This window comes from Xanthomonas vasicola, assembly GCF_000772705.2.
GTDB classification, from domain to species: domain Bacteria; phylum Pseudomonadota; class Gammaproteobacteria; order Xanthomonadales; family Xanthomonadaceae; genus Xanthomonas; species Xanthomonas vasicola.
Genome location: NZ_JSBW02000033.1, coordinates 1 through 24,260 on the forward strand (window position 1 = coordinate 1; position 24,260 = coordinate 24,260).

The 24,260-nt window shown below is 63.4% G+C and carries 27 protein-coding genes and 5 pseudogenes; 12 read left to right on the top strand and 20 right to left on the bottom strand.

Features of this window, described 5'->3' with window-relative positions:
* Positions 1–331, top strand: a 331-nt coding sequence (locus NX05_RS07700; protein WP_155550126.1) for a transposase, incomplete at its 5' end; no start/stop codon positions are given.
* Here NX05_RS07700 and NX05_RS23660 read toward each other — a convergent pair.
* The 9 genes and pseudogenes from NX05_RS23660 to NX05_RS07745 all read right to left on the bottom strand — a co-directional run.
* A complete protein-coding gene (locus tag NX05_RS23660; RefSeq protein WP_134810983.1) occupies positions 299–991 on the bottom strand; it encodes a hypothetical protein in 693 nt (230 codons plus the stop codon). The two genes, NX05_RS07700 and NX05_RS23660, sit on opposite strands and share 33 nt — an antisense overlap.
* 171 nt (positions 992–1,162) lie before the next feature.
* Complete coding sequence (locus NX05_RS07710) at positions 1,163–1,612, bottom strand: phage virion morphogenesis protein (protein WP_039436019.1); 450 nt, start codon at positions 1,610–1,612, stop codon at positions 1,163–1,165.
* Positions 1,600–2,019, bottom strand: a complete 420-nt coding sequence (locus tag NX05_RS07715) for a phage tail protein (protein WP_053012845.1) — start codon at positions 2,017–2,019, stop codon at positions 1,600–1,602. The genes NX05_RS07710 and NX05_RS07715 overlap by 13 nt, the downstream gene beginning before the upstream one ends.
* Complete coding sequence (locus tag NX05_RS07720; RefSeq protein WP_039438918.1) at positions 2,016–2,504, bottom strand: hypothetical protein; 489 nt, start codon at positions 2,502–2,504, stop codon at positions 2,016–2,018. The genes NX05_RS07715 and NX05_RS07720 overlap by 4 nt, the downstream gene beginning before the upstream one ends.
* Complete coding sequence (locus tag NX05_RS07725; RefSeq protein WP_053012846.1) at positions 2,504–3,142, bottom strand: glycoside hydrolase family 19 protein; 639 nt, start codon at positions 3,140–3,142, stop codon at positions 2,504–2,506. The genes NX05_RS07720 and NX05_RS07725 overlap by 1 nt, the downstream gene beginning before the upstream one ends.
* Positions 3,142–3,408 (bottom strand): annotated as a pseudogene (locus NX05_RS07730) (phage holin family protein). Before NX05_RS07730 ends, NX05_RS07725 begins: the two are co-directional and overlap by 1 nt.
* Positions 3,401–3,757: a phage holin family protein gene (locus NX05_RS07735; RefSeq protein WP_039436014.1), complete on the bottom strand. Its 357-nt coding sequence runs from the start codon at positions 3,755–3,757 to the stop codon at positions 3,401–3,403. The pseudogene NX05_RS07730 and the gene NX05_RS07735 overlap by 8 nt, the downstream one beginning before the upstream one ends.
* Before the next feature lie 4 nt (positions 3,758–3,761).
* Positions 3,762–3,971 carry a tail protein X gene (locus tag NX05_RS07740; RefSeq protein ID WP_039446040.1) on the bottom strand — a complete coding sequence of 70 codons (210 nt, stop codon included), beginning with the start codon at positions 3,969–3,971 and terminating at the stop codon, positions 3,762–3,764.
* Positions 3,971–4,075: pseudogene (locus NX05_RS07745) on the bottom strand (head completion/stabilization protein); the annotation flags it as partial. The pseudogene NX05_RS07745 and the gene NX05_RS07740, both read right to left, overlap by 1 nt.
* A 110-nt stretch (positions 4,076–4,185) precedes the next feature.
* Here NX05_RS07745 and NX05_RS07750 point away from each other — a divergent pair.
* Together NX05_RS07750 and map are read left to right on the top strand one after the other, a co-directional pair.
* On the top strand, positions 4,186–4,398 hold the full coding sequence (locus NX05_RS07750; RefSeq protein WP_010365327.1) for a ParD-like family protein: 213 nt from the start codon (positions 4,186–4,188) through the stop codon (positions 4,396–4,398).
* Complete coding sequence (gene map / locus NX05_RS07755) at positions 4,395–5,171, top strand: type I methionyl aminopeptidase (protein WP_039436009.1); 777 nt, start codon at positions 4,395–4,397, stop codon at positions 5,169–5,171. Before NX05_RS07750 ends, map begins: the two co-directional genes overlap by 4 nt.
* Before the next feature lie 30 nt (positions 5,172–5,201).
* On the opposite strand, the pseudogene NX05_RS07760 reads toward map, so the two are convergent.
* Positions 5,202–5,717: pseudogene (locus NX05_RS07760) on the bottom strand (hypothetical protein).
* A gap of 271 nt (positions 5,718–5,988) precedes the next feature.
* Between NX05_RS07760 and NX05_RS07765 the strand changes: the two are divergent.
* Positions 5,989–7,746: a chloride channel protein gene (locus NX05_RS07765; protein ID WP_017116849.1), complete on the top strand. Its 1,758-nt coding sequence runs from the start codon at positions 5,989–5,991 to the stop codon at positions 7,744–7,746.
* A gap of 266 nt (positions 7,747–8,012) precedes the next feature.
* Here NX05_RS07765 and NX05_RS07770 read toward each other — a convergent pair whose 3' ends face one another.
* Complete coding sequence (locus tag NX05_RS07770; RefSeq protein ID WP_039436410.1) at positions 8,013–8,222, bottom strand: hypothetical protein; 210 nt, start codon at positions 8,220–8,222, stop codon at positions 8,013–8,015.
* 198 nt (positions 8,223–8,420) lie between these two features.
* Here NX05_RS07770 and NX05_RS24395 point away from each other — a divergent pair, with 198 nt between their 5' ends.
* The 3 genes and pseudogenes from NX05_RS24395 to NX05_RS07785 all read left to right on the top strand — a co-directional run.
* The gene (locus NX05_RS24395; RefSeq protein WP_165894337.1) at positions 8,421–8,594 is read left to right on the top strand and encodes a hypothetical protein; all 174 of its coding nucleotides are present in this window, start codon (positions 8,421–8,423) and stop codon (positions 8,592–8,594) included.
* A gap of 284 nt (positions 8,595–8,878) precedes the next feature.
* The gene (locus tag NX05_RS07780; RefSeq protein ID WP_010365337.1) at positions 8,879–9,109 is read left to right on the top strand and encodes a DUF1653 domain-containing protein; all 231 of its coding nucleotides are present in this window, start codon (positions 8,879–8,881) and stop codon (positions 9,107–9,109) included.
* A gap of 54 nt (positions 9,110–9,163) precedes the next feature.
* Positions 9,164–9,491: pseudogene (locus NX05_RS07785) on the top strand (hypothetical protein); the annotation flags it as partial.
* A gap of 2 nt (positions 9,492–9,493) precedes the next feature.
* Here the strand turns inward: NX05_RS07785 and NX05_RS24170 are convergent.
* From NX05_RS24170 to NX05_RS24850, 3 genes and pseudogenes are all read right to left on the bottom strand, one after another.
* A complete protein-coding gene (locus NX05_RS24170; protein WP_162231354.1) occupies positions 9,494–9,880 on the bottom strand; it encodes a YciI family protein in 387 nt (128 codons plus the stop codon).
* A 3-nt stretch (positions 9,881–9,883) separates the two neighbouring features.
* Positions 9,884–10,459, bottom strand: coding sequence for an FMN-dependent NADH-azoreductase (locus NX05_RS07790; RefSeq protein ID WP_315897514.1), 576 nt, complete (start codon positions 10,457–10,459; stop codon positions 9,884–9,886).
* A 4-nt stretch (positions 10,460–10,463) separates the two neighbouring features.
* Positions 10,464–11,562, bottom strand: a pseudogene (locus tag NX05_RS24850) (M14 family zinc carboxypeptidase); the annotation flags it as partial.
* A gap of 371 nt (positions 11,563–11,933) precedes the next feature.
* On the opposite strand from NX05_RS24850, the gene NX05_RS07800 reads away from it, so the two are divergent.
* From NX05_RS07800 to NX05_RS07815, 4 genes are all read left to right on the top strand, one after another.
* A complete protein-coding gene (locus NX05_RS07800; RefSeq protein ID WP_039436003.1) occupies positions 11,934–12,656 on the top strand; it encodes an ABC transporter ATP-binding protein in 723 nt (240 codons plus the stop codon).
* A gap of 10 nt (positions 12,657–12,666) precedes the next feature.
* On the top strand, positions 12,667–14,103 hold the full coding sequence (locus tag NX05_RS07805; RefSeq protein WP_039436000.1) for an ABC transporter permease: 1,437 nt from the start codon (positions 12,667–12,669) through the stop codon (positions 14,101–14,103).
* Positions 14,103–15,371, top strand: coding sequence for a DUF3526 domain-containing protein (locus NX05_RS07810; protein ID WP_039435997.1), 1,269 nt, complete (start codon positions 14,103–14,105; stop codon positions 15,369–15,371). The genes NX05_RS07805 and NX05_RS07810 overlap by 1 nt, the downstream gene beginning before the upstream one ends.
* Before the next feature lie 79 nt (positions 15,372–15,450).
* A complete protein-coding gene (locus tag NX05_RS07815) occupies positions 15,451–17,592 on the top strand; it encodes a TonB-dependent siderophore receptor (RefSeq protein ID WP_039435995.1) in 2,142 nt (713 codons plus the stop codon).
* Between the two features lie 85 nt (positions 17,593–17,677).
* On the opposite strand, the gene NX05_RS07820 is transcribed toward NX05_RS07815, so the two are convergent.
* The 4 genes from NX05_RS07820 to NX05_RS07835 are packed head-to-tail and all read right to left on the bottom strand — an operon-like array spanning position 17,678 to position 22,428.
* On the bottom strand, positions 17,678–18,343 hold the full coding sequence (locus tag NX05_RS07820; protein WP_039435992.1) for a DUF2894 domain-containing protein: 666 nt from the start codon (positions 18,341–18,343) through the stop codon (positions 17,678–17,680).
* A complete protein-coding gene (locus NX05_RS07825) occupies positions 18,340–19,014 on the bottom strand; it encodes an OmpA family protein (protein WP_010365357.1) in 675 nt (224 codons plus the stop codon). Before NX05_RS07825 ends, NX05_RS07820 begins: the two co-directional genes overlap by 4 nt.
* Positions 19,011–21,668: a DUF802 domain-containing protein gene (locus NX05_RS07830; RefSeq protein WP_039435989.1), complete on the bottom strand. Its 2,658-nt coding sequence runs from the start codon at positions 21,666–21,668 to the stop codon at positions 19,011–19,013. Before NX05_RS07830 ends, NX05_RS07825 begins: the two co-directional genes overlap by 4 nt.
* A 10-nt stretch (positions 21,669–21,678) precedes the next feature.
* Complete coding sequence (locus NX05_RS07835; RefSeq protein WP_104607790.1) at positions 21,679–22,428, bottom strand: DUF3348 domain-containing protein; 750 nt, start codon at positions 22,426–22,428, stop codon at positions 21,679–21,681.
* Positions 22,429–22,752: 324 nt separating this feature from the next.
* On the opposite strand from NX05_RS07835, the gene NX05_RS07840 reads away from it, so the two are divergent.
* Positions 22,753–22,965, top strand: a complete 213-nt coding sequence (locus NX05_RS07840) for a hypothetical protein (protein WP_039435986.1) — start codon at positions 22,753–22,755, stop codon at positions 22,963–22,965.
* A 435-nt stretch (positions 22,966–23,400) separates the two neighbouring features.
* On the opposite strand, the gene NX05_RS07845 is transcribed toward NX05_RS07840, so the two are convergent.
* The gene (locus tag NX05_RS07845; protein ID WP_010365365.1) at positions 23,401–23,622 is read right to left on the bottom strand and encodes a hypothetical protein; all 222 of its coding nucleotides are present in this window, start codon (positions 23,620–23,622) and stop codon (positions 23,401–23,403) included.
* A 9-nt stretch (positions 23,623–23,631) separates the two neighbouring features.
* Positions 23,632–23,982, bottom strand: a complete 351-nt coding sequence (locus tag NX05_RS07850; protein ID WP_010365366.1) for a YkgJ family cysteine cluster protein — start codon at positions 23,980–23,982, stop codon at positions 23,632–23,634.
* Between the last annotated feature and the right edge of the window lie 278 nt (positions 23,983–24,260).

Below are 24,260 nucleotides of genomic sequence, written 5' to 3' on the forward strand. Positions count from 1 at the left end.
GGACAGCGGCTATACGGGGCTTGAGAAGCGCGATGAGATGAAGGGCAAGCGCAAGTTGCGCTACCTGATCGCGGAGAAGCGCTCGAAGCTGAAGCAGATCAAGAACAAGCGCGAACTGAAGTTGGCCAAGCGCTGGGAGCACACCAAGGCCAGCCTGCGTGCGAAGGTGGAACACCCGTTTCGGGTGATCAAGCGTCAGTTTGGTTACGTCAAGGTGCGCTATCGCGGTTTGGCGAAGAACACCGCACAGGTGCTGACGCTGTTTGCACTGTCGAATCTGTGGCTGACGCGCAAAGCGTTAATGCCTGCTGCGGGGAAGCTGTGCCTGTAACCCAGGCAACACCCCGCAAACGGCCGAAACCGGCAAAAAATCGGCGATTTGAGCGCCCTCAGCGCGGCGGATGCGGTTGCTTCGTTTTCCGGTCGCGTTGATCAGACCATCCTTAGTGCGGCCGTGCCCTGCGGAAACCACCACGGGTGCTTCTGCTTCAGCAGTGGGAGACATTGTCTGTTTTTTGTTATTTGGCTCCCACTTTTCTGTAGGAAATAGCTTGTCTGTAGCAATACCTCCAAAAGTGCAGGACGTACCGGTGAAGCTCAGATTTCCAGTTAGGATTTCGGTTGCTACACCTGTTATTTGGTGAAGCTGTTGCTCAAGGGCACCAGAGATGTATGTGTCTCCCTTTGGTATAAAGTCCCTGCCAAGTTCGATCAGGATCATCCCTGTCTTACTGTCGAACCGGACATCAACGGGCGAGGCCACTTGGCCTGGCAACCGATTTTGGTTCGCGATCGTCTTATCAAGTTCGGCTTTGAGCAATTTGCTCAGTTCAGCTCGCTGACTGGTTGAGAGATTGGCGACATTTGGCAATGGTTGCTCAGCTAATGCCGGTAAAGCCAAGAAAATTCCAGCTGAAAGAGACAGGACGAGGCCCACGTTACGTAGGCTTGCGAGCTTGCTCGACCGATTGCGGTCTGACTTTGATTGCATGACATCACTCCATGATATTCGGGGGATGGGAAAGCCCCGGGTGTGCGCAGCATTCCGTTGCCTCCCCAGTGCCAACCTATCTGCATTTTGCCGCCGCGTCAAAATGTTGGCTTTCGGGACGTGCGCGCCATCACCACTCTTCCGCCCGTCTTGACTGTCATGCTGCTGACATCACGCATCTAGGTGGTTGAGAAGTTGGTCGTGTATGGCTTGCCGATCTTCAACAGATAAGCCGAGCAAAGTGCGTCTTTCGTAACGTGCCACGGGACCGCCTCGCCTCACCCGTTCGCTTAGGCCATCTTGATGTACCCGCGCGATGCGTGACACACGGCCCATGAATCCTACGCTGACCTCGTTGGGACTAGCGCTGACCTTCAGGAACTTGGCTTGCCGCAGCTTGGTAAACATCTTCTTGCGTTTGACTCTGCCGGATTTGTCGCGCAGCTGCTCTTTGCGCGGTGTGTAGGGCGTCCCGTCAGGTGTCTGTTGCCGACCGATGCGCTGGCTCTGCGATCGCCGCAGCGCGGTGCCGATCTTGCGCGCAAGCTTGCGGCGCTCTCCTTCCTGCAGCCGGGCCAGCAACGGCGCGGCCCAGGTCTCCAGCGCGGTTAGCTCATCCATGTCGGATCGATCACCGGCTCGGGCGCATGGGTCATGTCGTAGCCGCCGCCATCTTTCGCCGTCACCACGACGCGTTCGGTCAGCGGCAACTTGATCGACAGATCAACGGCATCGTTGGCAAGGATGTCGGCCTCGAAGGCGATCTCGCCGCGTCGCGTGGGATTGGACAGCAGCTCGGACTGATTGGCCTGCACCCATTCCAGCAGCGGCAGCATCACGCTGTTGGGATGGCCGGCGTAGTCGGTCAGGATCAGGTTGAGCGTGTACTGGTATTCGAACGACAGCCCCGGCTGGTACGTGCTGACCAGGCTGCCGGCGTCGATAAACACCAGCAGCCGGTCGGCATCACGTGCCAGGTCCGGCAATGCCGCGACCAGATGCGCGCGCAGGCTGGCGGGCTTGATCATGGCGCCGGCTCCGGCAGATGCAAGTCGAGCCAGTTCTGCAGCGCGCTCAGCTGCGCGGCGGTGGCGTGGCAGCTGGTGTAGTTGTCGGCGACGGTGCCGGCGATGGCAGAGAGCGTAATGCCGGCGGCCGGCGCATCAGTATCTCCGGTGGGCGGCCCGGCAGGGTTGCCCGTGGCGGCGGCGTCGTGCAGCCGCACAAAGCCAGCAGGGATAGTGCAAGCAGCATCGGCTTTCTGGGTGACATAGATCGGGATCTCACGGGTGATGGTGGCGCCGGCTTGGCGCACGATCTGCACGCGGTCGACGTACTGCGTGACGACGGTGGTGGAGCCTTTGGCGCTGTCGCGTTCCGCCTCGGCCTGGCGCTTGGCCTGCAGCGCGGCATCGCGGTCTTGCTGCGCTGCGCTGACGCGCTGCTCTTGCCACACGCAGCCACCAACGAGCACTGCGATCAGCGCCAGCAGGATGATCAGGCGCGTGACCATCAGGGCACGCCCAGGATCTGCAGGGCGCGCTGCGTGCGCGTGACGCGATCGCTGTGGCCTTCGGGCAAGCGCTTGGCGCGTGCGTTGCCCAGGTTGATCTTGCGGCTCAGGCCCAGCACATCGCCGGCATCGGCCAGGACGTTTAGCCCGTTGTCGTGCCAGTACGCCGCCGCACCCAGGGCGCTCGGCTCGATCTGCAGCAGCAGATCCGGCTGCTCTTCCACCGGCAAGCCGATCAGCTCACCGACGCGTCGGTAGTTGCCACGGAAGGTATGTTGCATCGGGCCACGGCCCCGGAAGAGGTGACCGTCGCCGCTGGCTTCGTTACCGTTACCCAGGCGATTGGCGTAGACGAAGTTGGCCAGGCCGACCGGATTGCGCAGGAACTTGGGCGCTTGCGCCGGCGTGATGCGTGCACCAAAGACTTCCAGCAGCCGCGCGCTTGTCGTGTAAGTCAGCCCTTCTTCCATACGCGTCAGGCTCAGGCTTTCGTGGCCGACCTGGCCGAGCCAGTGCGCGGCGCGGCGCTTGGTGGTGATGCCGAAGCGGTTGGCGGCGGCAAGCAGCGGGCTGTGCCAGCGCTGGGCGCGTTGCGGCGAGCACTGCATGATCGAGGCGAGCTGGGTATCGGTGAACATCAATCGACCTTCAGGATGCGCGCCACATTGCCCTGGGCGCGGTAAGTGAGCACCGCCAGCACGATCAACGTGCCCAGGTGCCAGAGACTGACTTGCGAGCCGGCGCCGGCCAGCAGGATGTGCAGTGCCTGGCCGCCGATCAGCAACTACGCACACCAGCCCGCGCCGCGCCGATGGCGCGCATCGACCGGGCGGTGGTAGGTAAGCAGGCGGACGCAGATGGCAAGCGAGGCCATCAACGTCAGGACGGTGACCAGGCTACGCACTGGGCGGACCTCCACGACGTAGGAAGGAAAAGTCGAACGATTTGCTCTTTTCGATCAGGCCGAGCGTGACGGTGATCGCGCGCGCCGCGCTGGCGAAGGCAGCCACGCCACTGGATTTGATTGGCAGCCAGAGCAGGATCTCTGGCGCCAGCTGGTAGCCGGCGATCACGCTCACCGGGAAATAGATCAGCCGTACCAGCAGCGGTTGCTTGGCGGCGGACACCACGAACAACGCGCCGCCGGCGAAGGCGCCGATCAGCGCGTCGCCGTCGATGCCAGGCAGCACGGAGGCAAGGCCCACACCGGTGGCGATCAAAAAGCCGCTCGATACGGAGGTGGGTTCGGTCATCGGGTCAGTCCCATAGCTGCGCAAGCGGCGTCATCGCCGCCGTGGTGGTGGTTACCTCGGGCAACTCCACCGGGGTGCCATGCGGAAGCACAGCGCCCAGTTCGGCCAGGCCGGGATTGAAGAGATAGGTGCGCTCGATCAGGCCGGCCGTGCTGCCCAGGTGGCGCCAGCACAGCAGGTCGACGGTGTCGCCTTGCATGGCGTGTACGCGCATCAGATGAGCTCCACCGTGCTGCGCGGCAGGTTCTGCAGATCGCGCACGGCCCAGCGTTGGTCGCGGCGCAGCTCGGTGATGCTGGGTGACAAGTCATCGGCGCGCGAACGTCGTGGCGACGCCCAACCGAGCACAGCTGGTGCGAGGCGAAAGGGCGTTGTAGCTGAATATACATTGCGTATACGATTCGTATATCGCCAGAACTGGAGCCACCATGGGCATCGTCAATATCGATGACGACCTGCACGACCAACTACGCCGTGCGTGCACCGTGAGTAGTCGCTCGATCAATGCGCAGGCCAATTTCTGGATCAAGGTCGGCATGCTGTGCGAGATGCATCCGGACACATCGTTTCAGGAAATCGTGGCCGAACAATTGCGCGCTGCGGGCGTGCGGCCGCAAGCCTTGAAACCAGCCCGGACGTGATCAAGTCGCCTGACGAGATTGCGCTGATGGCAGTGTCCGGTCAGCTCCTGGCGCAGGTATTCGATGCGCTGGATCGCTTGCCGCTGGAAGGCCGCAGCACGCTGGAACTCAACGATTTTGTCGAGCGCATGATTGTGGATGAGCTCGATGCACGGCCTGCCAGCAAGGGGCAATACGGCTTCGAGTTCGTACTCAATGCATCCATCGACGATGTGGTCTGCCATGGCGTGCCATCGGCCGATGACGTGTTGCGTGGTGGGCAGATCGTCAACCTGGACATTACGCTGGAAAAGAACGGTTTTATCGCCGATTCCAGTACCACGTATCTGGTGGGCGAGGTGGCTTACACCGCACGTCGGCTGGTGCAGACCACGTACCAGGCGATGTGGAAAGGCATTGCAGCGGTGCGCCCAGGCGCGCGCTTAGGCGACATCGGCCATGCCATTGCGCGGCATGCGCGTGCGCACGGCTACAGCGTGGTCAAGGAATACTGCGGGCACGGCATCGGCCGCGAGATGCATGAAGATCCGCAGATTCTGCATTACGGTCACGCAGGCACCGGTCTGGAACTGCAGGAAGGCATGGTGTTCACCATCGAGCCGATGATCAACCAGGGTCGCGCGGCGATCCGTTCGCAGCCGGACCAGTGGCCGGTGCACACGCGCGACGGCAAGTTGTCGGCCCAGTTCGAGCACACCGTAGCGGTGACGCGGACCGGCGTGCGCGTGCTCACCTTACGTCCCAACGAAACACCGCTGTGCGTGGTGGAGTGACGCCCAGTAACGCAGCGCGAACGGCAGTTGTCAGTCGGCAGATGCGCGCCTGGATGCATCAGGCCCGCGCGGGATCAGCGGAGTGGTGTTGGTCTGCAGGAGCAGGTGCACCGCTGTTTCAACACTGATGAAACGGCTACGTTGGAGCAGATAGGCCAGCACGAGAAATCCTGAGAACATCAGCGTTTCCCCGGGCCTGATGACGGCTACTGGCACCAAAAATCCAACCACCATCATCATGATCCCGCGTTGCCGACGGTCGATCACGATGCGTCCGCGCATGATCATCGGATAGACACCGCCGACGAACAGAAATGTCTCGCGAAACGCATAAACATTTTCCGAAAAACGATGGAACCCCAATTTCGGCCAGCGCGATGGTTCGACCGCATTTTCCACCTGCGCCAGCGAAAAACAGGCCAGCGCGTCGCGGCTCACCGGAATGCGCCGTGTAAAACACCGGCAGGCCGCAGCTGAAGTAGGGGCGATTCCAGATGACCGGCAGATGCCTTCGATGACAATCAAGCCCAGCAGCAGAGAGAGCATCGTGCATCCCTATTCGAGTGGCCCAACGATCGGATGCGCAGGGTCTGCTGACTGCGCGCAGCGTGGCTGGCCCGATTCTGGCGCGTCAATGCACGGCACTGCAATCACGTTTGCGGCGCGGCGACCGGCTCATCACCGCGCCAGAGTGCCTCAGGTCAGCGGCGCTCATGCACACTAGGCACCACAGACAAGCCGGCTCTGCCGGTGTACTGATCCCGCAATCACTGGTCCCATGCAGCTACCTTCCCAACCCTTGCCGGCAGTGCATGCCATGGCGGCGCAACTTCGCCGGCCACTGGATGGCTTGCGCAGGCACCTGCGCGCCAACGATCTGTGGTTCATCGCCCTGGCTGCGCTGGTGGGCTTGATCGCGGCTGGATTGATGGTGCTGCAGGCCGACATCGCGCATAGCCTGCAGAGCTGGCTTTACGCGCTTGCACCCGAACAGCGGCTCAGCACGGCCCCCTCGATGAAGGCCACGCAGTTGCTGGTGTTGCCGCTGGGCGGCTTGCTGGTTGGCCTGGTGACGCTGATGGCGCGGCGACGCAAGCGGCCGCTTGTGGATGCGGTGGAAGCCAATGCCCTGCATGGCGGGCGCATGTCCATGCGCGACAATTTGATCGTTGCGGTGCAGACCTTGTTGTCCAATGGCTTCGGCGCTTCGGTCGGGCTGGAGGCGACCTACACGCAGATGGGGTCGGGCGCTGGCTCGCAGTTGGGGCGCGTCTTGCGCGTGCGGCGCGCGGACATGCGCACGTTGGTGGGCGCCGGCGCGGCCGGTGCGATTGCCGGCGCCTTCGGTGCACCGCTGGCCGGTGCGTTCTATGCGTTCGAGATCGTCATTGGCGCCTACACGCCTTCGGCATTGGCACCGGTGGCCGCCGCCGCATTGGCCGGCGCCTTCATGGCCAATGCGCTCGGTGCGGCGCCGTATTCGTTGCCCGCTGCAGTGGCCTACCAATTGCAGCCGCGCGACTATGCGGTGTACATCGCGCTGGGCTTGCTGTGCGCGCTGATCGGCATTGCCGTGATGCGCCTGGTCGCCGGCATCGAACGTGGTGTGGGCCGCATCAATCTGCCGGTGTGGGGGCGCCCGGTCATCGGTGGGTTGTTGCTGATTCCCTTGGCGATGTATTCGCCGCAGGTGCTGTCGTCGGGGCATGGCGCGTTGCATCTGGATCTGACCAGCAGCAGCACCTTGCAGGTGATCGCCATCCTGTTGGTGCTCAAGTGCATTGCATCGGGAATTTCGCTGGGTTTCGGCTTCCGCGGTGGCCTGTTCTTCGCGTCGTTGTTCATGGGCTCGCTGGTGGGCAGCTTGTTTGCGGTGGGCCTTAACTTGCTGCTGGGCGCTGCAGTGGTGGACACCACCAGTGCAGCGCTGGTGGGCATGGCCGCATTGGCGGCGGCCATTGTTGGCGCGCCGATGACCATGGCCATGCTGATCCTGGAAGGCACGCACGATTTCGTGCTGGCCAGTGCGGTGATGGTGGCGGTGCTGGTGGCCAACACCGTGGTGCGGCAGGTGTTTGGATATTCGTTTTCTACCTGGCGGTTGCATCTACGCGGCGAAAATATCCGCAGTGCGCGCGATGTGGGCTGGGTGCGCAATCTGTCGGCCGGCAAGATGATGCGCAAGGATGCCAACCACACCGCGCACGACACTAGCGTGGGCGAATTCCGGCGGCGGTTCCCGTTGGGCTCCACGCAGCGCGTGGTACTGGAAGATGCAGACGGGCACTACGCCGGCGTGGTGCCGTTGGCTGTGCTGTATGCCGACAACGTGCAGCTGGACGCGCCGGTCGGCGACTACGCCAAGCACCGCGAGGCGGCGCTGCTGGCCAACACCGACATCGTGGCGATCATGAAGGTTTTCGATGCGACCCAAGCCGATGAGTTGGCAGTGATCGACAGCGACCGCAAGGTGCTGGGCGTGCTGTCAGAAGGATTCGTACGCAAACGCTACGCCGAGGAACTGGAAAAGCGCGAGCGCGAACTGATGGGCGAGCGTGTGCTGGGTGATGAGTGAAGCGTGATCTATTGGACACACCCAATGCTGCGGCGAGCAATGGCTTGAGCAACTAACAAAAAGACTGCGCTCACCGCAGGCGGACACGGCTCGTGCTTGAAAACAGCATGTATCACTCATGCACCCCTGATTCTTGTGTCGTTCACGCCCCCCACGGCGGCTCGCTCCGTGTTGTTAGTCGCTCTTGGCTCAGCGCCGTAAGAAGACAGTAGCCAACGTTAAATGACATAGGTTGCCAGCAGCGCATTGGCAACAGCATGTGCGCGCTAAGGCTGTGCGTTCTGCTGGTGGCTGGCAGCAATGTGCTCGACAGGCGGTAGCGTCTGCGCTGTGTGCTCGCTCACCAGTGCAGACAAGCGACGATGGCAGTCGCGGAAGGCCAGCGCGGAGGCCGGCATGTCGCAGGCATCGAAGGTGCGCGCCTCGGCCTTCCACGAGGCGAGCAGGTCTTCCAGATCGCAGATCAAACTCGGCATGGTGTTTCCTCGGTAGGCGTTTTGCTGCTTACGGGGCGAGGCGAGGTGCGGATGCAGGCCCATGAGATGTGGATCCGGTCTCAAGTGCGAATGGTTCAGATCTTGCGACGGACTCCGCATTTTCTGCGTATGGCATACGTGTCTATCACATGTTCCAGAGGAGGGTGATGAGGCGGCCTTTTGCCGCAGGAGCTGACCATGGGCAACAACGAAAACGGCAATCGGGGCATCTACGATCCGACTCCCCCCAAAGGCGTCAAGGCGCCAGGCAAGAACGAAGATCTGCTCCAGGACGGGCCCGCACAGGACAGCGAAATCGATGACGACGACAGCATCGAGGATGAACTGGATGAGGACGAAGAGGACGAATGAGGACGAATGAGGACGCCTGAGATCGGTTCTGCTTTGGGCGTGAATTACGAGCCCTGGACAAAGAAGGCCAGGCATATCGTGGGTCGGAGATATGGTCACGGCGAAATTGGCTGCCGGCTCGCCTCTTCCAGGCATGTGCTAAGTGACAAACGCAGTCAGCGGGCTGATAGAGGTCTTTGCGCGTGCCCGTAAGGCGCCCGCGCAATACCGTTCCAGCGGAAGGCCATTCGCTCCCTACAGCGCTTGTCGCTTTAAACTTCATCCCCCCGATCACGTTGCATGTCATGGACACGTTGCCGCCGTTACCTGTTATCGCACTTGGCCAATACCGTCACTTCAAAGGTGGCCGCTATGAGGTGCTCGGCGTGGTGCGCAGCAGCGAAACGCTGGAGCCGCTGGTGCTTTATCGGCCATTGGATAGCCACATCGGTTTGTGGGTGCGCCCGTATGCGATGTTCGTCGAACACGTGGAGGTGGATGGTGTTTCCCGCGCTCGCTTCGAACGCGTGGAGTGAGCGCCGCGCGCACCAATGCGATGCAACAACAACGCACAGTGCCTTGAGCTTGCGATGACGGCTCCAACCACACCCATCACGACGCCAGACGGCCGCTACCTGATCGTGCGTGGGAGGCTGTGGCGCACCAGTAACCCGCACATGAGCGAAGAGGCGCGCGTCACCTTGGTGAGCGCGCTGAGGACGCACGGCGCGCGGTCAAGGCCGCCAAGCACGACGGCGATGCGCAGCGGCTAGTCGCTGCACGCCGCGCCGTCGATGCGGCCAAGCTCGCATTGGGCGAACGTGGGCCGGTGTGGTGGACGATGGCGCCAAGGATTTCAATCGGCATCTGGTCAAGAACACGCCATACGCCGAGTGGTTTGCCGCAAGTGGCGCTGCGGCCTAGCTATGCAGACATAAGCCTTCCTGCAGGTATCGAAAAACAACGGCGCCGGCGTCGCTACGACGACTGCCGTGCGTCGCATTCCACCGGCCGCGTCTCGTTTCAAACAGCCCAAAATCCTGGGGCGCGCAGTGCAGGCTCGAAACGACGCACGCCGACATCGACCAACTGATGCAGCACGAACGGGTCTTCGGCCACGATGCGATCCAGTGCCGACGTATCGGTGCTGTAGGCCAGCACGATGCCGCCAGACCATTGGCCGATGGGCCGGCCGCCAGGAACAACCCTGTGTCGATGTGCTTGCGCAGCCATTGCTTGTGGGCGTCCAGATGTGCGGCCAGTGCCGGCGGGGCGACGCGATAGGTGAGGGTGACGATATGCAGCATGGCTCACGCCTCCACGTGTGTGTGCACGACACCGCGCACGACATCGGCGATGGATGCATGCGCGCTGATCAATGCTGCCGCAGCCGGCTCGGGGCCGCGCGACTGGTTTTCCGCGCGCACAAAGTGCACGTCGCGCACGTCCAGAAACCCGAATGTTGCGGTTAGGTACGCCTCCTGAAAATCCAGCGAGGCCATCGGCCCTTGCGTGTACATGCCCCCGCGCGAAGACGCAACGATCAGCTGTTTGCCGCCTGCCAGGCCTTCGGGCCCGGTAGCGGTGTAGCGAAAGGTTCGGCCAGGCTGGGCGATGCGATCGATCCAGGCCTTGAGTTGGGTCGGCACCGAAAAGTTGTACATCGGCGCGCCGATCACCACGATGTCGCTGGCTAGAAATTCTTCCAACAGTTGCTCGGACAACGCATGTTCGGCCACCAGCGCCGCGTCAAGGGCCGGTTGCGGCAGCGGGCGGAAGCCGGCTGCAATCGCGCCGGAGAGGTGCGCGATGGGATCAGCGGCAAGGTCGCGATAGGTGACGTGGAGATCGTCGAGCCAGACCAGGCCATGCGCATCCGGCTGCAGACCTCACACCCTTGAACGGAATGTGGTCGATCGGTTGCGGCAGGCGTTCCCACGCCACCATCAATTCCTATGTGCGTGCGGCGCGATCCACGTGCTTGGCTGCAGTGATCTTCGTTGCATCGCGATCAACCACGCGTAGCGCCTCTTCAAGCAGCACGTAATCGTCAAGCACACGCGGCCGGTAAGACTTCAGTCGATGGTTTTCCACCAGCACGGTGGGAATGCCGACAAAGTCGCCGTAGCCGGTGGAATAACGTGGGCCTTCCGGCCAATAGCGCAAGCCGGAGCGCGGCGCGTCTTCGTCGATCAGGCTGGGGTAGATCGCAGGTTCGTGCCCCTGGCGACGCAGCGCGGTGTTGACGGCCGGGGTGAAGCGCTGCTGCAACCAGCCCGCAGTCGCGCGCGAGCGCGTGTAGTGCCCCAGCCGGCAAAGGTAAAGTTGATGTCGTACTGATGATCGAGCCCGCCGCTGACATGCAGGTCGATATACAACGCTGGGTCGCGCGTGTGCAGCAGCTTGACGTTGCGCGCATCTCCGGCGCTTCCAGGTTGAGATAATCGCCATTGAGATTGATGCCGCGCGTGGTGGTGTTCCAGCCTATTTGTTGCGGGCCACACAATGCAGCGCCGATGAGCGGGCCGCGTTGTTCATGGTCGTCGCTGTTGAGGATGGGCACGAACACGAAATCTACCTCGTCCAGCAGATCGTCTTTGCCGCGTTGGCAATATCGCGCAGCAACACGAGCCCGGCGTCCTTGCCATCAATCTCGCCGCCGCGGATGCCGGCCTGCGCCAGCACGACCGGCTTGCCGCGCTTGCCCTTGTGCGCGCACAAGCAGGTCGCGTCCTTCGCTGGTCTTGCCGAACACCTCCAGCGACAGCAGCGGCGAAACAGCAACCAGGCCTTGCAACCACGCACGCGTTTCGTCGTAGCTGGCGTGCTGACGAAATCGCTGCGTTCCACTGGTGTACTCCACGGATCGGCCGGCGCCACGATCAAGGACTCGCTCGCACCGTGCCATGCGCGTACCGGCGCGAGGCGCGCTGGTATCGATGGGCTGGGCGTTAAGCTGTGCGGCGGCGAACATCGTTGCAGCAAGCAAGCCGGCGACGCGTCGGGTACTGGGCGATGTGTTGCAGGCACCGGCGTTGGCGGGGGCGTGCGGGTCGCATGCGTGGAAAGCGTCGTGCGGGAGAACGTTGCGGAATCAAAGTTCATGTGGGGCGTGAATGTCTCGAATGGGGATAGCTGTTGATTGCTGGTGCCGGCGTGTCGCATTGATGCGCATGGCATTCGGCTCGGCGTGTCTGCTGTCAGGTGCCGGCTGCTCCCGTGCAGGAGCGGGGCGCGGCCATTGCTATGCCAGTGACCTCCAGGCAGGCGGCAGCAGGCGACTTGCCGAGTCTGGCCTTTACGAAATGTGATAACGTATCATTTGTATCTCATTTCTCAGCCGTGCCTGCCAGTTCGCCAATGACCCCCGCGATTTCAATTTCCGACCTGCACGTGGCCTACCGTGGCCGCGCTGTGCTGCAGGGACTCAACCTCGACGTCTCGCCCGGCACCGTCTATGCCTTGCTAGGCGGCAATGGCGCTGGCAAATCGTCCACGCTGTCCACATTGCTGGGCTTCGTCAAACCGGTGTCCGGCAGCTTGCGGGTGGACGGCGTGGACCCGGTTGCCGATCCCGGCAAGGCGCGTGCACGGCTGGCGTATCTACCGGAAAACGTCGCGCTCTACGAACATCTGAGCGCGCTGGAAAATACCGATTATCTGCTCGCCCTGGCCGGCCAGCGCCGCAGCCAGGCCGCCATCGGTGAGGCATTTGCGGCCGCTGGCCTGCAGCGCGATGCCTGGGCGCAACGGCTGGCAGGGTTCTCCAAAGGCATGCGGCAAAAAGTGGCGATTGCCGTAGCCACCCTGCGGCAGGTGCCGGTGTTGCTGCTGGATGAGCCCACCTCGGGGCTGGACCCGCGCGCCATCGCCGACTTCAATCGTCTGGTAAGCAGCGTGCGCGAACGCGGTGGTGCGGTACTGATGGTCACGCACGATCTGCTTGGTGCGGTGGATGTGGCCGACCGTATCGGTTTTCTCGAAAACGGCCGGATTGCCGACGACATCGGCGCCGGGGACAGCGGCTTCGATGTGCGCACCCTGCATGCACGTTTCGCGCGCCCACAGGATCGGGCTGCATGAGGCTGTACGCATGAGTCCCGTGTTGTTGGTCGCGCGCGAAGAACTGCGCTTCATGGCGCGCAACCGTTCCGCTGCCATCGGTGTGGTGTTGCTGATGCTGCTTACCTTGGTGGCGGCGTTGACTGCGGCACACCATCAGCGCGAAGTCGCCGATCTCCGTACGCGTCAGCAACAGGCCGCACAGCAGGCTTTCGAAGCGCAACCAGACCGGCATCCGCACCGCGTGGTGCATTATGGCCACTTCATCTATCGGCCGTTGCCGGCGCTGGCCGCATTCGATTCCGGCGTGGATGCCTTCACCGGCAACAGCATGTTTCTGGAAGGTCACCGCCAGAACACCGCCAACTTCGGCGATGTGCGTCAGAGCTCGTTGCTGGTGCGCTTCGGTCAGTTGACGCCTGCGTTCGTCTTGCAGGTGCTGGCGCCGTTGATGCTGGTGTTTCTCGGCTATGGGGCAGTGGCGCGCGAGCAGGAAACCGGTACCTTGCGCGCGCTGTTGCTGCAGGGCGCCACGCGCAGGCAACTGCTTGGCGGCAAATATCTTGCGTTGGCGGCGGTGGCTGGCGCCTGCCTGCTGCCGGCTCTGGTCGGCCTGGCGCCCATCGCGCTGTTGTCAGGGCAGGCGTCGCTGGTCGCGCTGCTGGTGCTGGCGTACAGCGCGTATCTGCTGGTGTGGTGTGCGTTGGTGCTTGCGATATCGATGCTGTGCCGACGCGGCCGCGATGCGCTGCTGGTGTCGCTGGCGGTGTGGGTGTGGCTGGCCTTGCTGGTGCCGCGCGTGGCGCCGGACGTGGCCAGTGCCGCGTACCGCCTGCCGACCCGGTTGGAAACCGACGTGGCGATCCAGCGCGACCTGCGCACGCTCGGCGACAGCCACAACCCGGACGACCCGCACTTCGCGCAGTTCAAGCAGCAGACGCTGGCGCGTTACGGCGTGCAGCGTGTGGAAGAGTTGCCGGTGAACTACAAGGGCCTGCTGGCGCTGGAAGGTGAGCGGCTCACATCGAGCCTGTTCGAGCGCTATGCGGGCCGCGATACGTCCATCCAGCAGCAACAGAATCTACTGGTGCGCGCATTTTCTCTGCTCAGCCCGACGGTGGCGCTGCGCGAAGTGTCGATGACGCTGGCAGAAACCGATCTGCGTGCGCATCTGCGGTTCCTTGCCCAGGCGGAGCACTACCGCTACATGCTGGTACAGCAGCTCAACCAGTTGCAGACCGACGCGGTGAGCATGGCCGACGACACCGCGCAGGATGCCGGCGCCGACCGCCGCAAGCGCATTTCGTCCGAGCATTGGCATGAGATTCCAGTGTTCGCCTTCCAGCCCGCGTCCACCCCTGAGGTGATCGGCACCGCAGGCGCGGCGTTTGGCCTGATCGGCGCCTGGTTACTCGCCGCGCTGTGCATGCTGGTTGCCGCCGGGCGACGTGTGGGAGTGGCGCGCTGATGGTGCTGTGGAAATACGAACTGCTGTTGCTGCTGCGCGCACGTGCGGCACTTGCCGGGTTGCTGTTGCTTGCCGTGCTGACCATCTCCAGCCTGTTGTCCGGCCAGCACGTGATAGCGGCGCAACGCGACAATATCGCCAAGATTGCGGCGCTGCAGCGCGAAGACAGCGCGGCGGTGGAAGACTATGTTGCGCGCTCCAACGATGCCGGTAGCGCGGCCTACTACAGCTTTTACCCCACCTGGGACACGCCATCGCCACTAGCGTTTGCAGCGGTAGGCATGCGCGATGTTTCGCCTTACATCTTGCGCGTGCGTGCGTTGGGGCTAGAGGCGCAGATCCATGATGGCGACAGCTACAACCCCGAGCTCGCATTGGCTGGCCGTTTCGACTATGCGTTCGTGCTGGTGTTCCTGTTGCCGTTGTTCGTGATCGCATTGCTGTTCGATCTGCGTTCGGGCGAGCGCGAAGCTGGCCGGGCACGCATGCTCGCCGCACTGCCGGGTGCCGGTGCCACGCTGCTGATGCGACGTGTGGTGGTGCGCGCCGCAGCGGTGCTGTTGTGCTTGAGCGTGCCGTTCGTCATTTTCGCTACGCTCAGTGCAGTGCCGTTGCTGCAGCAACTGGCAGTGCTGGCGCTGGGCGCAGGCTATCTGCTGTTCTGGGTGATGCTGGCGGTGCTGGTCGGGCGTATCCAGTGGCGGCCTGCGGCGCATGCAACCGCATTGGCCACCTGCTGGGTCGTGTTGGCGTTGGTGGCTCCGGCGCTGGCGCATGTGGCGATCAATCAGGCGGTGCCGGTCAACCAGGGCACCGAGATTGCGCGGCTGCAGCGCGAGGCGGTCAATCATGCGTGGGACATCCCGCGTCAGGACACCATGCAGGCGTTCTATGCGCGCAATCCGCAATGGACCGATTCGGCGCCGCTGACTACAGCGTTTCACTACAAGTGGTACTTCGCATTCCACGAAAATGGCGACCAGCAGGTGGCGCCGCAGGTGGCAGCGTATCGCCACGGTTTGCAGCGCCGCGAAGCGCTGGCGCAACGCGTGGCCAGCGTGTTGCCGCCGGTCGCACTGCAGGTAGCGTTGACGCGTCTTGCCGACACCGATCTGCAGGCACAATTTGCGTATCATGACTGCATTCGCGCATATCACCTCGCGCTACGCACCTTCTACTATGGCTATCTGTTCCGCGACGGCCCGTTCACGCGCGACGACTTCGAGCGTGCGCCACGTTTCGATGCGACGGCCGATCCTGCTTCATAGAAACATCCACGTTTCACTTCTCGCTTTTTCAGTGTCGCCCCGGGCTTGCTGCGCCCAGGTCTTTCAGGAGTTCTGCCCGATGCCCGTGTTCCCGCGCCGCCGCATGCGGCATATGCTGCCCTTGCTCAGCCTGCTGGCCTGCGCATGCAGCATTGCTTGCGCGCAGGCCGACGATTTGCAGGCGCGCGATCTGGATGCCGTGCAGGTGCGCAGCCAGTACATGCCTTACCGTGCGCTGAGCATTACCGGAGCCACCAAGACCGACGCGCCGCTGCGTGATTTGCCGATCAGTGCGCGTGTGCTTGATCGGACCTTGCTGGACGATGCCGGCGCCACCGATCTGGCCGGTGCATTGGAGCTTGCCAGCGGCATCACCAAGGCCAACAACCTGGGCGGTCTGTGGGACAGCTATTCGATGCGCGGCTTCACCGGCGACCCGAATTTCAGTTCGGACTACATGGTCAACGGCTTCAATGCCAGCCGCGGTTACAACGGCCTGCGTGATGCGGCCAACACGCAAAGCATCGAAGTCATCAAGGGGCCGGCGTCGGCCTTGTATGGCCGCGGCGAGCCGGGTGGGGCGGTCAACATCATCACCAAAAAGCCGCTGTTTCAAGCGCAGAACAGCCTGGATGTGTCGGCCGGTCGCTTCGATAGTTATCGCGCCGCCGTGGACAGCACCGGCCCGTTGAGCGAGAACGTGGCGTATCGCTTGAACGTGATGCACAAGGATCAGCACAGCTTTCGTGACACTGTCGACAGCGACAATACCTTGTTGGCGCCATCGTTGTTGTGGATGCCGACGCCTGATACCACGGTGTCGTATGAGCTGGAGGCCGTGCGGATCCATGCGCCGTTCGATCGCGGCGTGACCGCCATCGACGGCGATGCCAACCGGCTGCCGGCGTCGCGCTTTCTGGGCGAGCCGCGCGATGGCGCTATCGATCTGCATTCCACGGGGCACCAGCTGTTCGTGGTGCATGGTCTGAATCAGACCTGGTCGTTGCAGGGTGGGGCGACTTACCGCGATAGTGGCATGCGTGGGTTTTCCACCGAGCCGTGGACGCTGCAAGCCGATCAGCGCACCTTGCGCAGGGAACGTCGATATCGCGATTACCAGGGCCGCGATATCGCCGCGCGTGCGGAGTTGCTTGGCAGCCTGCAGGCGGGCAGGGCGACGCATAACGTGTTGTTCGGCATCGACGGTAATCGCTTCGACGACAGCCGCTTCCAGCAACGCGCCCGTTCTGCGGCGACGCCATACAGCATCGACGTGCTGGCGCCGCGCTACGGCGTGGCGCAGTCGGGGCGGCTGGCCACCATTACCGACACCGACGAGCGCCAGCAGGTGTGGGGCGTGTACGCGCAGGATCAGATCGATCTGGGCGCGCGCTGGAAAGCTTTGCTCGGCCTGCGCTACGACCACTACCAGCAAGACCTGGACAACCGCTTGCGCGGCACGACCCAGCGCGCATCCGACGGCGTGGTGAGCCCGCGCGCGGGTCTGACCTTCCATGTCGACGATGCGCTTTCGCTGTATGCAAGTGCGGCGGCGGGCTTTCGCCCTAACAGCGGTGTGGGCGCCAACGGGCAAAGTTTTGCACCGGAAAAGAGCCGCTCGCTGGAGACCGGCTTGAAATACGTACAGCCCGGCGATGGCCTGGAAGCCACATTGGCCGCGTTCCGCATCGACAAGAAAAACGTGTTGAGTCTGGACCCGGCCGACAGCAGTTTTTCGCTGCCGGTGGGCGAGATGCGCAGCCAAGGCGTGGAGATGGACCTGCTTGGCAGATTGACCCCGCATCTGGCCGCATCCGTGGGCCTGGCCTACACCGATTCGCAAGTTACGCGCAGCAGCGCGGCTGCCGCCGGCACCGGACTGGCCGAGGGCCGGCGGTTTCCGAATGTGCCGCGTTTCAGCGGTAACGCGTTCTTGAACTACGAACAGCCGTTGACCGGTAAACGTAGCGCGGCGATAGGGATGGGCGTGTCGCACACCGGCGAACGGCTAGGCTCGGTGGATAGCAATACAGATTTTGTGTTGCCGGCCTACACCGTGTGGCGGGTGGTTGGCCATTACGACATCAGCGAACGGGTGCGGTTGTACGCCAAGGTCGAGAACCTCACTGATCGCCACTACGCCGCATTTTCGTACAGCGAGCAGTGGGTATATCCCGGCGCGCCGCGGAGCTGGACGGTGGGTGCGCGTTTGCGGTTTTGATAGGCGTTCCAGCGCAAGCAGAACCGGCGATCAACACCGGTGCTGTGTGAGCCCGCCCGACAAGCAGCATGCTTGATCTACCACTCTAACCGCGCCGCTTCGACGGGCTCTTGCTGCGTCTCTTGCCCGGCGTCACCGGTGTGGTCTCTTCGTTGGCCAACGCGCCGCCGGTGTGCAGCTGCTCCAGCCACGACAACGCGTCCACGTAGCCCAGAAAATGCTGCAAATAGCCCGGCGAACACTCACGCATCAGCGTGATGCAGCGGTGCACCAATACGTTGGAATTGAGTGGGCCTGCGTCCTTGGGCGCATCCTGCAGCGATTGCCGCACCTGGCTGGCGGTACGCACGGTGGTCCAGGTGCGACGAAAGTCGTCCAGCGCCGGCAACTCCGGAAACAACATGGCATCTGCGCTGGCGGTCTTGCGGCTGTCCACTTCCATCAATGCCGCATGGCCGGCCATCTGTGCGGTGAGTGCACCCAATGCGCTGGACTGCGACGACCCTGGCGTTGACGCCGCCGCCGCACCTCTGCCAACAGGGCGACGCGTTGCCTGCTTCAGCACTGTCGCATAATCGTCGACTAAGGCGCCGAGCTTGTGTTCCAGCACCTCACGCACCGCATCGGCCTGCGCATCAGCACGCGCCGCCAAGGATTCCATCAGATGGAAGCGCACCGGATCCAACTGATCGGCGCCCTGGCTGCGCCAGCGCTCCAACTGCATGCGCGCGGAGAGTGCCGGCTTGCTCATCGCGGTGCAGCGGTCGCTGTGGGCTGGGTCGATGCGCCTTTGCGCGACGATGATGGACGCGCAATCGGCGCGATTTCCACGCGGCGGTTCTTTGCGCGGCGGGCTTCGTCGGCGTTGGAATCCACCGGTTGCTGCGAGCCGAAGGCGGCCGCAAACACAGATGATGCTGGTACGCCTTCGGCGATCAACGCGCGCGTCACCGTGAGTGCGCGTTGCGCGGACAATTCCCAGTTGTCGGCGTAGCGACGGTTGCCGCCCAGCACCGGGCGGTCGTCGGTAAAGCCGCTGACCATCAGGATCTCTTCGCGCGCCCGCAGGTACTGCGCCAAGGGCGCTGCGAGCGACTTCAACACCTCGCGTCCTTCCGGCTGCAATTCATCGGAATTGAACGCAAACAGCACATTGCCGCGAATACCGATACGGCCATCGACCAGGGTCACGCGTCCGGCAGCCAGCGGTGCGGCCAGTGCCTGTTCCAGCGTCTGGCGACGTTGCGCTTCGGCCTGACGTTGTTTCACCTCTGCATCCAGGCGGCTGGACAGCTGCAACTGCACGCCGATCACGCCGACCAGGATCAGCACGAACGCGCCCAGCAAGACCGACATCAGGTCGCCGAATGCCGCCCAGATGGGAGTGCCCAGTTCGCCGTCGTTTTCGATCTCGTCGCTCATGCCGTTTCTGCTTGGCCGGGTTCGCTACGCCCACGATCGAGCTGGCGCAGTTCTTCGATGATCTGCTTCTGCGACAGCATGCTGAGATCGACCACTTCGCGAGCCTGCGCCACGTAGTAGGCAAGCTGATCGTCGCTGCGTGCCAGCGAGGCGTCCAGTGCGGTGGCGACATGCTGCAGACGTTCGTTGAGCTCGCTGGTGGTGCCGCTGAACAACTGCACCGCCATGCCGAAGGCTTCGCCCAGGCTGGCCACTTCCACCGCGCTGCCGCTGACATGCGCGGCCACCGCGCCGAGCTTGCCGGTTTCGCTGCCGATCTGTTCGGTGAGCTGGTTGCCCACGCGCTGCAGCAGGTCTGCCGAGGTGGTGACCAAGGCATCCACCGCTTCGCGTTGTTCGGTGGAGGTGTGATTGACCGCGTTGAGCAAGGTGTCCAGGGTCGCAAGCAGCTTGCTGCGTTCTTCCAGCATTGCGGTGTCGCGCACCATGCTGTCGGACAGGCTTAGGCGCAGCTCGGCGACGACCTCGGCTGCGGCCTTGGGCGCTTCGGAGGCGATCTGCATCAGGCGCGACACTTCGGTGATGGTCGCGCTGGCCTGCGCCTGCGCCTGCGTTGAAAGCGCGCTGGCGGTGCTGGCCAGGGTGTCGCAGATGGCTTGCTGTTGCTGGGCGACGCGCTCGCCTGTCTGTTCCCACTGCGTGGTTAGGGCCGTGCTCATTGCGCCGAAGCGCTCGCTCCATAACGCAAGACGTTCGGTGTCGCGCGCTTCCAATGCCGCCTGCAGGTCGGTATGCGATTGCTGCAAGGTGCCGACCATGGCCGCCGCATGCGCGTCGAAACTGGCAGTGGCCGCGGCCAGTGCACTGTGGTGCTGGCTGGACAAGGTCGCGCTGGCCTGTTGTTGCTGGGCCAATGCATCGCTCCACGCGCTGGCGGTGTCGCTGCTGGATTGCTGCATACGTTGCCAGACCGCATCCACCAACGCGGCGGAACGTGCTTCGAAGGTGCTGGCGAATTGCGTGAGCGTGCCCTGCAACTCTTGCGTGAGCGCGTGATTGGCGCGCTGCTGTTCGGCCACAGCGGCCGTCCAGGTGGCTGCGGCCGTGGCGGTGCTGGTTTCGAAACCGCTGCTCAACCCGTCCAACTGCTGCTGCACGGCCTGCTGCACGCCTTGGTGCAATGCACTGGTCTGCTGCGCTAGTTGCTTGAGGGTGGCGTGCAATTGCGTGCCGAGCGCTTCGGTGGCGCGTTGCTGTTCGGCAAGCACGGCGGCCCAGGTGTCGGCGTTGGCCGCGGTGCTGCGGGCAAAGCCATCGTTGAGTGCGCTCAATTGCTGCTGCACGGCCTGGTTGACGCTGTCCTGCATGGCAATGCTGCGCTGGTCGATGTGTTCCAGCGTGCCCTGCAACTGCTCGGTCAACGTGTGGTGCGTACGCTCCTGCGCGGCCGACGCCACCTGCCAGTGTTCGGCGGCCGTGCGTGCGCTCTGCTCGATGGCTGCACTGACCCCGTGCAGCTGCTGCTGCACGGAGCTGCTCACGCTTTCCTGCAAGGCAATACTGTGCCCGGCAATCTGTTCCAGCGTGGTTTGCAGGTGCGCGTTGTAGGTCTGCTGGGCGCGCTCCTGCGCAGCCAGCACGGTGCTCCAGTGCTCGGCCGCAGTGCTGGCGCTGGTTTGGAAGCCATGGGTAATGCCGTCCAGCTGTTGCTGCACGGCTTGGGTGACGTGCGCCTGCAATGCCGCGGTATCGCGCGCGATGTTGGCCATGGTGACCTCCATCGCCGGCTGCAATGCTGCACCGACGGCGCGTGCGCTTTCGGCGACACCGGCTTGCAGCGATTGCTCCATTGCGGTGGCCAGCCGCGCGTACGCCGCTTCGCTTTTTGCATGGAAGTCGGCCTGCTGTGCGGCCAGGCGTTGGTCGGCGGCAATGCTGTGCTGCTCAATGTTGTGCATCAGCGCCTGCAGCCGGTCGATCAAGGCCGGCATCAAGGCGCTTTGCTGTTGCTGCAACTTGAACGCCTCGCCGCGTTGATGCGCATCCGAATGTGGATGCAGTTCGGAGGCGATCTTCAGATCCAGCCGCTGCACCGCCTGCAGGCGCTCGCGCCGGCACAATGCCGACAACAGCCCCAGCATGGCCGATGTCGCCACGCCGGCAATCGAGGTGCCGAACGCAAACGCCAGGCCTTCTACCGGGGCGGCGAGTGAGCCGCGAATGGCCTGCAGGTCCGTGGCGCTCTGCAATGCAAAGCCGGTGCCCTTGAGCGTGGCCATCATGCCGAGCAGCGTGCCGAGCATGCCGAGCAACACCAGCAAACCGACCAGGTACGGCGCCAGCACCGGTGCCGGCAACCCAACGCGCTCGCCTTTGATGCGCAGACGCACTGCATTGCGCAGGCCGGGGTGTATGGCTTGCAGCCAATCGCTCAGGGCGGAGGGCGCCGTGGTCAGCCCATCGACTGCCGCTTCCAACGTCGCAGTGGCCTGGCGGTAACGATATAGCTCCAGCGCGCCGGCCACATAACAGGCGCCGATGACCGCCGCGATGCAGGCGCCCAGCGGGTTGGAGCCGAGATAACCGATGCCGACCCAGCAAACCGCCAACAGGCCGACGAGAAACACACACACGTGTACGAGAGTTCTGAACATGACGTCCCAGTTAGCGGGTACGAAGCGCTGCAAGCAGGCCTTCGATCGGGTGAAAACGAACATCCAGTTCGGCGAGCAACACGCTCTGCATGTCTTTGCGAAAGACATCCAGCCAGCCATCGGACACCGCGCGTGGGGCGGCATCGTCATCGGCTGGCGGTTGGTGCGCATGCGCGGCATGGCGCAGGCGTTCGAAATGCGCGCCGAGCAGGCCCGGCACGGTGTTCAGCAAGCTCTGCTCGCGCGGGCTCAGGGTGAGCTCCATCACCGCATCCACTTCGGCCAGCCGCGCCATGTCGGTAGAGACAAGGGCAAGCAGATCACGCAGGCGCCCACGCAGATCGCCGGTGGCGGTGCGCATGGCGCGTTGCATGGCCAAGTAATGCTGGCGGAACGGCGCGTAGTCGGGCAAAGCGAGGGGTGCGTCTGTGAGCGCGGCATTGCGGGTCTCGGCACGCACGCGCACAACCAGCGCGTCCAACTCGGCCACGCTGCTGGTGGCTAGCCCGTTGCGCACGCGTGCGCACGCCTCCGCATCGAGCGGGCGCAGTTGGGGCAGGTCGTCGGTGTCTGGCAGCTTGCCGTCCAGCGCCTTGGAGACAGCAACCGCGCGCGTCCAATCAATCCACTGGCTCAGCCGATCGGCCAGTGCGTGGTTGGACTGGGCAATGTGCGCATCGCTGAGACGAGCAAGCAGGCGAATGAACGCCGGGCCCGACAAGGGCGCCCGTGGAGAAACTTTCGCAATTCTTCCGTTCAAAAACCCGGCATTTTACACGGGAATGCGCACAGCTCTGCGCGTTACTCGGGAGCTGCCAACGAACCGCAGGGCCTATCTGTGCTGGCATTCAGCCGGGTTGGTGTGGGCTGCAGGCCGGCATGTGGCGGCCTGCTTAATCTGCGCGAAGCTCAGGCGGCCCCGAGGCAGTAACGCAAGCAGCCCCAACCAGAGCTCGGCATGCCAAGTGCTCGTGGAGCTACGTAACCAATTCAGGTTCAGATGGCCTGCTGTCTGGCTGACCCGGTTCTGTAAGGTGAACGGGTATAAGCTGCGGGCCGGGGAAATCCCCAACGAGGTGACACAATGGACCGCTCCGACATACAGGTGTCCGATCTGCTGGTCTTGGAGCTGCAAGGGTTCCACGATACCTATGGCAGTGGGCCGGACTTCTGGGACGCGTATCAACGCATCATGGGCATCGCGGCGCAGGCCGGCGGCAACATGATCGCACTGGCCAACGAAATGGCCTCTCTGGCACAAAGGCTTGGTGCGACCAAGCGAGCAGAACTGCTGTAACCGTCGATTGCCTCGCGAGGGGCAATGCTGCGCGGGGGGCATGATCTTTGAGTGCTGAGTGCTGAGTGCTGAGTGCTGAGTGCTGCTGTAGCGGCCTGCGCGTGCAGGTACCTGCAAGCGTGACGCAGATCAGTCGCTGCGTCGTCGCGTTGTTGTGGTGATGGCTGCGCGTCTTGCACCGCGTCGGCGATCGCGGCCAGGTGCGCGATCGCGCCCGTGATGCATCTGGCAACGGAGTAGGTGACGCGTTGCATCGATCTGGATGCGGCGGCGTGCGGGACAGGCGGCGCCAACGTTCCTGCAATGCAGGCATTCAATTCGGTGATCAGCGCACTACACAGTGCGGTGCAATCCCTGCTGTCGCCCAGCAGGTGTTGTGCTGCAGCTGGTGCAGCTGAAGCGACAGGCGCAAGACGCGTGCTGCCGCTGTGCCGCTTACTCGGCGTCGGCTTCGACGGCCGGTTTGACTGCAGCTGCGGGCGCAGATTCTGGCGCGCCGCGCTTCTTTTCGCGACGCAACGGTGTGTCGCCCAGGCGTTCGATTGCGCCACCGGATTGCTGAAACGCTTCCAGATCGGCAGCCAAACGCTGCTCGGACAAACGCGGCTTGCCTGGCTGATTACTGACGGTCATCGACTGGCGGCGGGAATTGTTCATCGCGAATCCTCATGCGTTGTAGAGTGTCAAAGGAATGCCCCGGCGGCGTTGGTCGTCGTAGGTGGCACGCACGTCGCGGCAATACGGGCCGGACATGACGAAACGGCGGCAGATGGCCGGCCGCGTCTCGTAGATCGAGCAACACATGCGCGCAGCGTCGATGGCCACGCACCAACCTTCCTCATCGCGCGCCATCACGTGCCAGCCTTGTGGCGTCACGCTGGTGAGATGGTGTGGGATGCGGTCGGATGGATCGACCATGACGGTGAGCCGGCAACAGACGGCGTCGCAGCGTTCGCAGAGATTCTTGATGGAAAAGGCCAGATAGAGTGAAGGCGACACCGGGTTCCGGCCGCCCATGCACCATACACCCTGAGCGCGTCAGGGTGTGAACCGACGCCGCGCAGCAGTGCCTGTGCTGCGCAAGTTGGAACGGTCCGCGCTGCTGGGAACCCGAATTTCCAGGCCATTGCTGTCCACCGCAAGCAGCGTGCCTGCGTGCGGCCTCACTTAGGGAAACTCTGAACAACTCCCCTTGATCCTGCGACAATCACACAGACGCAACGGACAACGACGATGCAACTGACCTTCGGCGATGCGGAGTACAACGGCAAGCGCAAGCGGACGCGGCGTGAGGT